Genomic DNA, 12,583 nt, shown 5'->3' on the forward strand with positions numbered 1-12,583 from the left:
ACCTTAGAGTTCAATTTGCATGCCATCAAAGGCAACTTCTACACCATTTGCTTTTAGTTCAGCAAATTGAGCAGAGTCTTCATTTAAAATCGGATTGGTATTGTTAATATGAATTAGCACTTTCTTTGGTGTCCTGAGTTGGTTTAAGTAAGATAAGGAACCGCCTTCACCACTAATGTATAAATGCCCCATTTCACGGCCAGTTTTTTTCCCTACACCGGTTTGCTGCATTTCATCATCTGTCCATAGTGTGCCATCAATCATGACGCAGTCAGAATCTTGCATAATCTGCATGATTTGATCATCAATCTTTCCCAAACCCGGCGCATAGAACAACTGTTTTTGCGTTTTATGATCTTTAATAATCAAGGCAATATTATCGCCCTCATGCGGGTCATGGCGATGTGGAGAATATGGGGGTGCCGCGCTTTGAATAATTAAGGGGAAAAATTCTAAATTTTCGAAACCATCAATTTTAAAAGCTTGTTTAGGATCAATTTGGTGATATTGAAGACCACCATTCCAGTGTTTCAGCATATTGAATACCGGAAAACCCGTGGTGAGATCTTGATAGACCATTTCAGTACACCACACATTCATTGGGCAGCCTTCACGTAAAGTTAACAGTCCAGTGGTATGGTCAAGTTGGCTATCCATTAAAATAACATTGGTAATACCAGTATCACGTAATTTTCGCGCTGGTTGAGCCGCTTTAAAATCAAATAATTGTTGACGGATATCTGGTGATGCGTTTAATAAAATCCAGTCTACGCCGTTTTCTGAAATTGCAATTGAAGATTGAGTACGCACTTTGGCATTAATCGTACCTGTACGAACACCATGACAATTAGGACAATTACAGTTCCACTGAGGGAAACCGCCTCCAGCTGCTGAACCTAAAATATAAATATGCATAAAATTAATATCTTATTAGAAAGATATAAGCCCTAGAACAAGACTAGGGCTTATGACAGATTTGAATAGAAATGATTAACGTGCTTCAAAGTACATTGTTACTTCAAAACCAATACGTAAATCAGTGAAAGCTGGTTTTGTCCATTGCATAAATTTTACTCCAGTCAGTATTAATCTCGTGAAATGAATCACTTGATTAAATCTCATAAGGCAATTAAAAATTTATTCTAATTAAAAATGCCACGTTTGTAGATAAGCTCGGAACAAGATATTGTTCGATAATTGTGTTTTTTGTCCAAATTTTAATAAATCCTGATCTTTCAAAAGCATTTGAAAAGTCATAACAGGTCAATGTTCTGTTATGACTTATGCCTTACCCAGCTAAGTTCATCAAGTGTTGCTGTGCAATATAAAGTTCTTCTTCCGACTTAGGATGACATTGCACCCAAGTTCCATCAGCTCGTAATTCCCATGCTTGACGATTGTCTTTTAAATAGTTATTTAGGCCATCTTCAATGACTTGTTTCTTTAATTTTTTATTTTCAATTGGGAAGCAGGTTTCAATACGAGAGAACAAATTACGTTCCATCCAGTCTGCACTTGCACAATAAACTTTTGTATCGCCATCATTATAAAAATAATAAACCCGCGTATGCTCCAAATAACGACCAACGATTGAACGTACTCGAATATTCTCTGAAAGTCCTGCAACTTGTGGTCTCAGGCAGCAAATTGAACGAATAATTAAATCAATTTTTACACCAGCTTGTGATGCTTTATAAAGCGCGCTGATGAGCTGTGGTTCAGTAAGCGCATTCACTTTAATGATGATGTGTGCTTTTTTACCAGCAAGGCTATTTTTAATTTCTTGTTCAATAAGTTCTAACAGTTGAGAATGTAAGGTAAATGGCGCATGAAAAAGCTTTTTAAGCTTTGCCATTTTGCCCATACCGGTCAGTTCTTGGAAAATTTTATGGACGTCTTCACAAATTTCCGCATCATTGGTCAGCAAACCAAAATCGGTATAGATTTTGGCATTCACTGCATGATAGTTACCTGTACCTAAATGCACATATCTTTTGATTTTGTCTTGTTCACGGCGAACCACTAAAATCATTTTAGCGTGAGTTTTATAGCCAACAATGCCATACACCACGACGGCGCCAGCTTCTTGCAAAACGTTAGCGACTTCAATATTTGATTCTTCATCAAAACGTGCCCGCAACTCAATAACCGCGGTCACTTCTTTACCATTACGCGCAGCTTCTGCAAGTAGCTGTACGATTTCCGAGTTGGCACCACTACGATATAACGTTTGTTTAATTGCCAAGACATTTGGATCTTGTGCAGCTTCCCGAAGGAACTTGATAACAGGTGCAAAAGAATCAAATGGATGATGAAGTAGAACATCTCCTGCTTTTAACACATCAAAAATCGGTTTTTTCGTGTACAAAAGCTGAGGCAAAACTTGTTGATATGGTTTATAGCGCAACTCTGGTAAATCAAAGTTTGAAATAAAACGGGCCAAATTAACGGGGCCATCGACGTAGTAAAGATGTTCTGCATCTAAATCGAATTGCTCTAATAAATAGTTAGCAATTTCTTCAGGACATTTTTTTGCTACTTCCAAACGAACTGCTTGGCCAAAACGGCGTGAAGATAACTCACCTTTTAAAGCAGCAGCCAAGTCTTCTACATCTTCAGAAACGGTTAAATCGGCATTTCGAGTTACACGAAATTGATGACAGCCCGTCGCTTTCATACCCGGAAATAAATCCGAAATATGTTGATGGATAATGGCCGAGAGCAGAATGTAATGCTCTGCACCGCCAGAAATATGTTCTGGAATTTTAACAAGCCTTGGTAACGAACGCGGTGCCGGCACAATAGCTAAATCAATTTGACGTCCAAAAGCGTCTTTACCTTCTAAAGTTACAATGAAGTTAAGACTTTTATTGACCAGCCTTGGAAATGGATGGGCTGGATCTAGACTGATTGGCGTAACTACAGGTTGTACTTCTTTAAAAAAGTACTCTTTAATCCATTCTTTATGCTTTTCTAATATATCGCCGTGCTGAATAAAATGAACGCCATAGCCTTGGAGTTGCGGTAACAAAGTATAGTTTAAGATTTTATATTGCTCTTCAACCGCCTCATGAGCATTTTTGGAAATTTGTTTTAATACTTCTACTAACGGTAAACCTTCTGGTCCGGTTGCCTGACTCATCAAGCTAATTTTCTGGATTAAACTTGCCACACGAATTTCAAAAAACTCATCCAGATTACGCGAAAAAATAATTAAAAAATTCAAACGTTCCAGTAATGGGTGTTCAATATCTTTGGCTTGAGCAAGCACCCGTTTATGAAACTCTAATAAAGAGAGTTCTCTATTAATATACGTTTCTAAATTGTGCTGGTTTGAGCTAGCTAAAGTGGGCAATGATGTCATTCTTGACTCTTATACTGGGTAAAAAAGTTAAAATGAATAAAAAAGATTAATTTATTAATGTATAACCGATTTTATTCACCGGACATTTTGTAACTGCTTTATTGCAAATTCATGAATTTTTTATGAAAACCTTAAAATTAATATTTATTTTTGCCTTATTTACTTCCTTCTAGTCATCCATATCTACCATCATCTTAACATTAATTTTTTAAAGATCATTCTATTTCGATTCAGTTTCAATTTTCATCAAATATTCATACTCTATGCGTATTTTTTATGCATCTTAATTCATCAATTGATAAAAAAATGACGACTTTAAACATACTATTTAAGACAACATCTTTATGTCTGGCAATGGCCTTATTGGTAGGCTGTAATGATAACGATGACAATGATTCAAGCACACCAGCACCGCGAAGTAACCAAACTGTAAATATTTTAGCTTTCAATGACTTTCATGGAAATTTAGAACCACCTAAACGTTACGTTGAAGCAGCGAATCCAAATGATGCATCTCAAACTGTACGTATTCCTGTCGGTGGTGTGAGTTACTTTGCAGATGCAATTAAGAAACTTAAAGCTCAAAATCCCAATAATGCTGTTGTGTCAGCAGGTGACTTAATTAGTGCTTCCCCACTCACTTCTTCGTTATTTCTAGATGAGCCTACTATTGAAGTCATGAATGATATTCAAATTGACTTTAATGCGGTTGGAAATCATGAGTTTGACCGTGGTACAGATGAATTGCGTCGTTTACAAAATGGCGGTTGTCAACAATATACCAGCACTGCCCCATGCCAAATTAATAAAAACTTTAGCGGCGCAAAATTCAATTTCCTTGCAGCTAACGTAGCAATGAAAAATGATACAAGTAAAACAATTTTTCCTGCCTATAAAGTCAAAACTTATGGCGGGATTCCTGTAGCATTTATTGGTTTAACACTCAAAGCGACTCCAAGTATTGTTTCAGCGGCGGGTATTAAGGATGTTGAATTCCGTGATGAAGCGGATACGGTAAATGCGTTAATTCCTGAACTCCAAAAACAAGGTATTGAAGCCATTGTCGTCGTTGTCCATGAAGGTGCAGCGCCAAGTACGAAACTCAATCAAAAAACATGTGATGGCTTAAGTGGGCCAATTTTAGGTATTTTAGATCGGTTAAATCCGGCAGTTGATATTGTTGTTTCGGGGCATACACATCAGTCTTATATTTGTGATTATGCAACCAAGAATCCGGCTAAACCATTTTTACTAACCTCAGCTGGCCAATACGGCACGCTTATTACCGATATTAAGGTGGAGTTGGATGGTAAAACTGGCGATATCATTAAAAAGGATGCTAAACAAATTCCGGTTCAAAGTGAGGCCTATACTTCGGGTACAACCACTGTAAGTCTGACAGACCTCTATCAAAAATTTAGTAAAACGCCAAGTATCGAAGCGATTTTAGATAAATACCGTCAAGCAGTAACCACAATTTCTGGACGTGTTGTTGGAACTTCTACTGCCGTTGTGAGCCGTACGCAAGTCGAAAGTGGTGAAAGCCCACTAGGTGATATGATTGCCGATGCGCAGCAAGCTGCCGCTCTTCAAGCAAGTAATCAAGGTTCGGATTTTACGTTAATGAACCCGGGCGGTGTACGTGCTGACCTACTGATTAACAGCAGTAACCAGATTACGTTTGGTGATATTTTTGCAGTTCAACCTTTCGGTAACTCGATTGTGACTTTGAGCTTAACCGGTAAACAGATTAGAGATGTGCTTGAACAACAATGGTCTGGTGCAAATGCAAATTCGCCTAGAATTTTACAGCCGTCTAAAGAGTTGAGTTACCAATATGCGGCAAATACATCTGTTTCACCACGAGCAAGTAACATCATGGTTGCTGGTTCACCATTAGTTGACACTAAAGTATACCGTGTGACGGTAAATAGCTTCTTGGCAGATGGTGGTGACAACTTCACGGTATTAAAAGAAGGCCAAAACCGTGTCGGTGGTGGTCAAGATATCGATGCGCTTGAAAGCTATGTTGCACAAAACTCTAAAGATTCACCGTTAATTATTCCGGCTACGACTCGTATTAAAGTCATTAAATAACTCATTTAAGAATGCATAAAGGACAGTACGAAGCTGTCCTTTATTTTTATAACAGTTTAAAAGATTTTTATTCGGTATAAAGATTAAGTTCAACACTACTAATGTCGACTCCGGTGTTTGCAAAAATAATATCCGTAACCTCATGAAGTAATTCTTTAACTTTCTCATTTTCAAAGTTCAAGGCTTCAGAGGTTTTGAGCGAAATGAGGTTACAGCTCATCTTGTCTTTTCTAAGCTTATAAATACTTTTGCTTTTTCCTAAAAATACCCTTTTGATGATTTTACGGTTTTCAAACTCAGATAAAATTCGATAAATGGTACCTAAGGTAATTTTATGTTCATTTTTAATTTGCGCATAGATACTTACCGCGCTTAAGCCTTGTGGGTTCTGATTTAAAATCTCAAAAACTTGTACCCTCGATTTTTTTATCGGTAATCCATTTAATAATGATTTTGATATTGTCGTCATCTTACTGAACCTTAATGTCTAGAAATATAGGAATTTTTTAAAATTATTTTGACTATATTTACCTGAAAATTATGGAAATGATTTGATCTATAAATTAGAACTTACTACCCTATAAATAAGCTCCGAGCTAATTATTACGTTTTAAAATAACTCTCATATTATCCCTCTCTTTGCTTTTTACATGTACGCACTTTGCGAATAGATGCATTCTTGAACTGAACCATATGGCGACCCTCTTCATTAATATCACTCTTCAACATTATTTTATATAATGGTTAACATATGATAATTATTATCATTTGTATTTAACGGTGTATCATATACACATAAGTTTTAATATTCAATATTAAGTAATTATCAAATACATAATGATAACCATTATATTTTATTGATTAAATAATGATGAATTGCATCCATCCTCTATTATAAGTATTCATTTCGACCCATATAAAAAGCAGATCAATGACCTGCTCTTTATATCTTAAATACAGAAAGTTAAATGATTTTTATTCTAGAGGTAGTGCATCTTATTCTTGTATCCATGCTTGGATTACTTGTTGTGTTGTCATAACTTGAGCACATCGTGTACTGGCATATTTTAATGCCATATCGTGCTCTTCTCTGCTAAAGTCAGCCAGCGCATCACCACATAAAAATGGCTGTATGTTTAGCATAAATGCTTCCGCAGCACTCATTAGACAACCAATATGTGCATATACACCACAGATAATGAGTTGATCGCGACCAGAGTCTCGCATGAGTTGTTCGAGCGGAGAAAATTTAAAAACACTATATCTCCACTTGGTAAGCACCGTATCATTTTTTTGAGGTGAAATTTTTGGCAAAATCTGCGTAAAGCTCGGCTCGTTCTTTAAACCAGGTCCCCAAAAATCAGTTAATAACTGCCGATGTTCAGGTGATTGGTTGCCAGGTTGTGCTGTATAGACAACGGGAATATTAGACTGGCGAGCAGCATCAATTAATGCCTTAGTGTTTTGAATTAGTTCTGGAATAGGTTCTTGGGTTAGATCATAGAAATCTAAAAAATATTGCTGCATATCATGAACCAATAAAACAGCTCGGCTGGTATGTAGTGGCCAATTTGTTTTGTTTGGAGTAAATTCGTGCGCTTGGGGCATGCTGTAACTTGCAATCTTTGGAATACTCATTGGTATTTTCCTTTTCTATCTTTAAAAATATTTGTTCTTTAATTTCAGTGTATTGTTGTGCTGAAGTAAGCTTTAAACCCCAAGTGCAGCTCCTCCATCTACCACTATTTCTTGCATTGTAATTTGGGCCGCTCGGTCCGAAAGTAAAAAGCTCACGGTATTGGCAATATCATCTGGTTGCGCGAGTTTTCTTAATGGAATTCCTGTTCGGTACTGGCTCAAATCACCATCAATTACTGCAGGTGGAGGTGCATTATCTGTCCAGAGTTGTTGCTGCATTTGAGTGAGAGTAGATCCAGGTGAAACGATATTCAGCCTGACTTGATAAGGTGCGATTTCAAGTGCCAGATTGCGACAAAAATGACTTAGTGCAGCCTTAGTGGTGGCGTACATACCAAGTTGCATACGTGGCATACGCGCACTATTTGAACTAATAGTGACAATACTGCCCTGTCTTTTTTTACAAAAATGTTTAGCAACTTGTTGGCTGATCGCGATAGGCGCCATGACATTGACCGCAAAAAGTGTTTCCCAATCTTCCGTTTTTGCTTCAAGCATGGAGCGCATAATTAATACTCCTGCTGCATTTACTAACCCCGTAATTTCGTATTTTTCTAAAAGCTCTGAGATTAAATTTTGTGTTTCTTGTTGATGGGTAATGTCTTGTGAGATGCCTTGCCATTGTGAAGATTGATCTGACGTCATTGTTTTACTGATATCCCATTGTTCAGGATTTTTTTGACAGTCAATACCAATAACATGATACCCCTGATCTAGTAGTTGCTTGGCGATAGCCGCTCCTATCCCTCTTGCAGCACCTGTGACCACGATGGTAGAGCGCATGTGAATACTCCAATTTATATTATAAAGAAATCTATAAATATAATTGCAAATAATTATCATTCTTATCAAGAGCAAATGGATATAAAAGTTCAAATTATGATCTTATACAAATGAGTTACAGCTTAAAATTACAAGCTAAAATATTGTTTTATATGTAGTTTATAAAATTTAAAGGTCAAGAATATTTTGTTATTAATAATCATTTTCAATAAGGCAGGTTTTGATTTATTCGACTAAAATCAGATTTATGGTTTATCAAACCTAGTAACTTTTTAGGCTTCAATCTCCCGCAGGCTCAGAATGAGTTCTCTATAACTCCGACTCTCGTAAGTTTGGAAATGCGTATAAAAAATGAAAAATTATAAAATCCACATTGTTTCGGTCAGTTGTTTAATCTCTTGAATATCATGACTTACATAAATCATCGGAATTTTAATTTCCTCTTTTACTTTCTGAAAAAAAGGAATAATTTCAGCTTTATGATTCGCATCTAATGCTGATAAAGGTTCATCAAGCAGTAACAGCTTAGGCGAATATAATAATGCTCGACCTAGTGCCACCCGCTGCTTTTCCCCACCTGAGAGTTTGATAGGCATACGCTGTAATAAATGCCCTAACTTTAATAACTCAATAATGTAATCTGCTTCGAAGTGACGTTCTTGTTGGGAAAGATGCTTAAAACCAAATAATAAATTTTGCTTGACTGTTTTATGCGGAAAAAGCTGAGCATCTTGAAAAACTAATCCAACATGCCGCTTTTGCGTGCTGACATTAATTTTTTGATCTGAATCAAACCATGTTTGGCCCTGTATTTTAATGATTCCACTACGCGGTGTGTTCAGTCCTGTAATGGCATGTAAAATGGACGTTTTACCTGAACCCGATGCACCGAATAAGCCAATAACAGAAGCATCTGACTGGAAACTAGGTTCAATATGAAACTGACCCATGTGTAGCTCAAAACGGCAATCAATCAACATAATTTTACCGTCCTAAACGCTTCTTTTGATAACGATGAAACCACTGCGCAAACCATAATGCCAGAAAAGCTACACTTAACGATAAAACAATAAGCCTTTGAATAGCGGCTTCTGTATCGGGTTGTTGCATCAAGCTATACATGGCTAGAGGCAAAGTCCGTGTTTCATTTGAGATATTACCTACAAAAGTAATGGTGGCCCCAAACTCCCCTAAACTACGGCAAAAACATAAAATAGCACCAATTAAAATGCCACTGCTGGCAAGAGGCAAAGTGACATGAAAAAATGCCCCTAAAGATGAGGCACCTAATGTCTTTGCTGCCATTTCTAAACGCTGATCGACCAGTTCAATCGCTAGACGAATAGATTGCACCAATAACGGGAAACCCATCACTGCCGAAGCAAGAACGGCGCCTTTCCAGTTAAATGCAAAATCAATTCCGAGCGGTGCCAAATATTGTCCAATAATGCCGCGGCTTCCAAAAACTTGTAAAAGCAAATAACCAGGAACTACTGGCGGTAGTACTAAAGGTAAAAACACCAATGTTTCAATGAATGACTTCCCCCAAAAGTCTTTACGTGCCAAAAACCATCCCACACAAATTGCAGGAATAATACTGACCACAAGACAACTTGCTGCCACCTTACAAGAAAGTTGCAGTACACTGAGCTCTTCTGGGGTTAAAGAAAACATCATGGCTTGACTGGAGCCAACACACTAAAGCCATATTTTTTAAAGACAGCTTTAGCTTGGTTGCTTTGTAAAAATTGATAGAACTTTGCTGAGTTTGAGTTCTTTTTAATTATCCCTACAGGATAAATAATTGGTGAATGCGTATTTTCTGGAAATATGCCAGCTACCTTCACGTCTTTACTAATCGCAGCATCGGTTGCATAGACAATACCGACCTGACATTCACCACGCGCAACAAAGTTTAAAGCAGCTCGAACATCTTCTGTTTCAACTAACTTTGGCTCAATACGACTCCACCAACCTAAATTAGTAAAAGCTTGTTTAGCATATTTGCCTACAGGCACACTTTTGGTATCTCCTGTACAAATCTTGCCTGTGAATACTTTATTTGGATCTGTGGTTTTATCTAATTTTATGTTTAATGATTGCCCTTTTGGGGTAATTAGCACCAAACGGTTACCTAATAAATTTATACGGTCTTTTGCTGCAACTCGTTTTTTGTTTTGTAGATAATCCATCCACTGGGTATCTGCTGAAATAAAAATATCAGCTGGTGCTCCAGCTTCAATTTGTTTAGCTAAGGTCGATGAACCTGCATATGAAGTTTTAATTTCTACTTTATTCTGTTTTTCGTAAATTTTTTCTAAATCGTTAATTGCATTCGTTAAGCTTGCTGCTGCATAAACAGTAACTGATTCAGCCTTGGCTGGAACATTAAAGACCAATCCTATGCTGAGGACTGAACAGGCTAAAGCCATTTTTTTTATCTTCGTATCACTTACCATTATGTTTACCTTTTTTGTGTTTTTTTTTGCAGCGATATATATCCAAGAATATAGCGCTACACGAAGATTATGAAAAGCATAATTCGTTAACTATAGATGACTGGAATGCAGCAGTGCTTTTTCGGCGTGCACTTGATATTAAGCAAAAGCTATACCAAATCAAAAGATTTCATCGTTATGCAATCTTTTATCTTAACCTTTTAAATAACTACTCATGATTTGGTAATCATGCTCTAAAGCTTGTCGGGCATTGTTTTCCATTTGACGGTAATGCTGTAAGACTTTCTGGCCCAAAGCTGTGATAGCTGCCCCACCACCATGTGTTCCCCCCGTTTGTGTTTCCACTAAAGCTGTTTCAAAGCATTGATTCATGGTGTCGACTAACTGCCATGCACGGCGATAGCTCATATTCATAGATTTTGCAGCTTGTGAGATTGAACCAGTTCTCGCAATTGCTTCAAGTAAATCCGCCTTACCCGGACCAAATGCAATATTTTGCTCTAAAAGAATTCTAATTTGTAATTTTAAGTTTTGTTCTTTCATAGACTTAGTTCACAAAGTTTCATTTTTATGCTGCTTAACATTATAGAAAACTTTAATAGCTTAAAACACATACAAATTTAAATCTCTACTCTTTCTTCAAAAGAGTTCAATTAAAAAATCAAAACTGCACAAAGTGGATAAAGATCTGGAAAAAACGGATAGAGAGCAATGCTTAATCGCGGTTCAATCAGTTAAAAGCTGATTGATTGGAGGATTGAGTAAATGACCTCATCTAATTTAAAACAATGGAATGATTTTATAGATGGATGTATCGACTTCCGTCCTAACGATGGCGTGTTCCGTATTGCACGCGACATGTTTACCGAGCCAGAACTATTTGACTTGGAAATGGAATTTATTTTTGAAAAGGTTTGGATTTACGCATGTCACGAAAGTGAAATTCCAAACAATCATGATTTCCTAACCGTTCAAATTGGCCGCCAACCGATTATTGTAAGCCGTGATGGTAAAGGCGAACTACATGCCATGGTGAATGCTTGTGAACACCGCGGTGCGACCTTAACACGCGTTGCTAAAGGCAATCAATCTACATTTACCTGTCCGTTCCACGCATGGTGCTATAAGTCAGATGGCCGTTTGGTTAAAGTCAAAGCACCTAGCGAATATTGTGAAGATTTTGATAAATCAAGCCGGGGCTTAAAACAAGGCCGTATTGCCAGCTATCGTGGATTTGTATTTGTAAGCCTTGATACTCAAGCAACAGATTCACTAGAAGACTTTTTGGGCGATGCTAAACTGTTCCTTGATTTAATGGTTAACCAGTCGCCAACAGGTGAACTCGAAGTATTACAAGGTAAGTCATCTTATACATTTGCAGGTAACTGGAAGCTACAAAATGAAAATGGCTTAGATGGCTACCATGTCAGCACTGTTCACTATAACTATGTCTCTACAGTTCAACACCGTCAGCAAGTCAATGCATCCAAAGGTGCCGAACTCGACACGCTCGACTACAGCAAATTAGGTGCAGGTGACTCAGAAACTGACGATGGCTGGTTTAGTTTTAAGAATGGTCATAGTGTTTTATTTAGTGATATGCCAAATCCGACAGTTCGTCCTGGCTACAGCACAGTTATGCCATATATGGTTGAAAAATACGGCGAAAAATATGCTGAATGGGCAATGCATCGTTTAAGAAATTTGAACTTGTACCCTAGCCTATTTTTTATGGACCAGATTAGCTCACAACTTCGTATTGTTCGTCCCGTGGCATGGAATAAAACCGAAGTCATCAGTCAATGTATTGGAGTTAAAGGCGAATCTGCTGAAGCACGCCGTAACCGTATTCGCCAGTTTGAAGATTTCTTTAATGTGTCGGGCCTTGGTACACCAGATGATCTAGTTGAATTCCGTGAACAGCAAAAAGGTTTTCAGGCCCGACTTGAACGTTGGAGCGATATTTCGCGTGGTTGTCAGTCTTGGGAATATGGCGCGACCAAAAACTCACAAGATTTAGGCATTCAACCCGTTATTACTGGCCGTGAATTTACCCATGAAGGACTCTATGTAAACCAGCATGGACACTGGCAACGTCTCATGCTCGACGGCTTAAACAAGAAAGCATTGAAAATGCAAGATATTACTTTTGAAAACAATGCCGTAATGGATGAGGTGTAAC

General features: G+C 37.6%; 12 protein-coding genes. 2 read left to right on the plus strand and 10 right to left on the minus strand.

The features are described from left to right. Nucleotides 1-3: 3 nt before the first annotated feature. From pqqB to ppk1, 3 genes are all read right to left on the minus strand, one after another. Entirely contained in the window at nucleotides 4-915 is a 912-nt protein-coding gene (gene pqqB, locus MKL36_RS04555; RefSeq protein WP_021510760.1) for a pyrroloquinoline quinone biosynthesis protein PqqB, read from the minus strand. A gap of 75 nt (nucleotides 916-990) precedes the next feature. Continuing rightward, complete coding sequence (gene pqqA / locus MKL36_RS04560; protein ID WP_001982218.1) at nucleotides 991-1,065, minus strand: pyrroloquinoline quinone precursor peptide PqqA; 75 nt, start codon at nucleotides 1,063-1,065, stop codon at nucleotides 991-993. Between the two features lie 223 nt (nucleotides 1,066-1,288). Beyond that, on the minus strand, nucleotides 1,289-3,364 hold the full coding sequence (ppk1, locus tag MKL36_RS04565) for a polyphosphate kinase 1 (protein ID WP_002047338.1): 2,076 nt from the start codon (nucleotides 3,362-3,364) through the stop codon (nucleotides 1,289-1,291). Between the two features lie 306 nt (nucleotides 3,365-3,670). Here ppk1 and MKL36_RS04570 point away from each other — a divergent pair, with 306 nt between their 5' ends. Continuing rightward, a complete protein-coding gene (locus tag MKL36_RS04570; protein ID WP_031945559.1) occupies nucleotides 3,671-5,461 on the plus strand; it encodes a bifunctional metallophosphatase/5'-nucleotidase in 1,791 nt (596 codons plus the stop codon). A 67-nt stretch (nucleotides 5,462-5,528) separates the two neighbouring features. Here the strand turns inward: MKL36_RS04570 and MKL36_RS04575 are convergent, their stop codons facing one another. The 7 genes from MKL36_RS04575 to MKL36_RS04605 form a co-directional block, all read right to left on the minus strand. Then, on the minus strand, nucleotides 5,529-5,930 hold the full coding sequence (locus MKL36_RS04575; protein WP_000207886.1) for a transcriptional repressor: 402 nt from the start codon (nucleotides 5,928-5,930) through the stop codon (nucleotides 5,529-5,531). Between the two features lie 527 nt (nucleotides 5,931-6,457). After that, nucleotides 6,458-7,099 carry an isochorismatase family protein gene (locus MKL36_RS04580; RefSeq protein ID WP_021510762.1) on the minus strand — a complete coding sequence of 214 codons (642 nt, stop codon included), beginning with the start codon at nucleotides 7,097-7,099 and terminating at the stop codon, nucleotides 6,458-6,460. A 72-nt stretch (nucleotides 7,100-7,171) separates the two neighbouring features. Next, complete coding sequence (locus MKL36_RS04585; RefSeq protein ID WP_002047318.1) at nucleotides 7,172-7,942, minus strand: SDR family oxidoreductase; 771 nt, start codon at nucleotides 7,940-7,942, stop codon at nucleotides 7,172-7,174. 359 nt (nucleotides 7,943-8,301) lie between these two features. Next, complete coding sequence (locus MKL36_RS04590) at nucleotides 8,302-8,922, minus strand: ATP-binding cassette domain-containing protein (RefSeq protein WP_000903966.1); 621 nt, start codon at nucleotides 8,920-8,922, stop codon at nucleotides 8,302-8,304. Between the two features lie 4 nt (nucleotides 8,923-8,926). Beyond that, nucleotides 8,927-9,619, minus strand: coding sequence for a molybdate ABC transporter permease subunit (gene modB / locus MKL36_RS04595; RefSeq protein ID WP_000971578.1), 693 nt, complete (start codon nucleotides 9,617-9,619; stop codon nucleotides 8,927-8,929). Further along, nucleotides 9,616-10,401 (minus strand): molybdate ABC transporter substrate-binding protein, encoded by a 786-nt coding sequence (gene modA, locus MKL36_RS04600; RefSeq protein ID WP_021510763.1) that lies wholly within the window; start codon nucleotides 10,399-10,401, stop codon nucleotides 9,616-9,618. The genes modB and modA overlap by 4 nt, the downstream gene beginning before the upstream one ends. Nucleotides 10,402-10,593: 192 nt before the next feature. Continuing rightward, nucleotides 10,594-10,944 carry a winged helix-turn-helix domain-containing protein gene (locus MKL36_RS04605; protein WP_000664112.1) on the minus strand — a complete coding sequence of 117 codons (351 nt, stop codon included), beginning with the start codon at nucleotides 10,942-10,944 and terminating at the stop codon, nucleotides 10,594-10,596. A 222-nt stretch (nucleotides 10,945-11,166) separates the two neighbouring features. Here MKL36_RS04605 and antA point away from each other — a divergent pair, with 222 nt between their 5' ends. Then, a complete protein-coding gene (gene antA, locus MKL36_RS04610) occupies nucleotides 11,167-12,582 on the plus strand; it encodes an anthranilate 1,2-dioxygenase large subunit (RefSeq protein ID WP_000204400.1) in 1,416 nt (471 codons plus the stop codon). Nucleotide 12,583 lies beyond the last annotated feature (1 nt).

It is taken from the genome of Acinetobacter sp. AOR12_HL (genome assembly GCF_027855275.1).
GTDB lineage: Bacteria > Pseudomonadota > Gammaproteobacteria > Pseudomonadales > Moraxellaceae > Acinetobacter > Acinetobacter baumannii.

Excerpts from the sequence above, each read along its gene's own strand:
- MKL36_RS04570 (WP_031945559.1), top strand. The coding sequence starts at position 3,671 with ATGACGACTTTAAACATACTATTTAAGACAACATCTTTATGTCTGGCA.
- ppk1 (WP_002047338.1), bottom strand. The coding sequence starts at position 3,364 with ATGACATCATTGCCCACTTTAGCTAGCTCAAACCAGCACAATTTAGAA.
- MKL36_RS04605 (WP_000664112.1), bottom strand. The coding sequence starts at position 10,944 with ATGAAAGAACAAAACTTAAAATTACAAATTAGAATTCTTTTAGAGCAA.
- MKL36_RS04580 (WP_021510762.1), bottom strand. The coding sequence starts at position 7,099 with ATGAGTATTCCAAAGATTGCAAGTTACAGCATGCCCCAAGCGCACGAA.
- MKL36_RS04585 (WP_002047318.1), bottom strand. The coding sequence starts at position 7,942 with ATGCGCTCTACCATCGTGGTCACAGGTGCTGCAAGAGGGATAGGAGCG.
- modB (WP_000971578.1), bottom strand. The coding sequence starts at position 9,619 with ATGATGTTTTCTTTAACCCCAGAAGAGCTCAGTGTACTGCAACTTTCT.
- MKL36_RS04575 (WP_000207886.1), bottom strand. The coding sequence starts at position 5,930 with ATGACGACAATATCAAAATCATTATTAAATGGATTACCGATAAAAAAA.
- pqqB (WP_021510760.1), bottom strand. The coding sequence starts at position 915 with ATGCATATTTATATTTTAGGTTCAGCAGCTGGAGGCGGTTTCCCTCAG.
- modA (WP_021510763.1), bottom strand. The coding sequence starts at position 10,401 with ATGGTAAGTGATACGAAGATAAAAAAAATGGCTTTAGCCTGTTCAGTC.
- antA (WP_000204400.1), top strand. The coding sequence starts at position 11,167 with ATGACCTCATCTAATTTAAAACAATGGAATGATTTTATAGATGGATGT.
- MKL36_RS04590 (WP_000903966.1), bottom strand. The coding sequence starts at position 8,922 with ATGTTGATTGATTGCCGTTTTGAGCTACACATGGGTCAGTTTCATATT.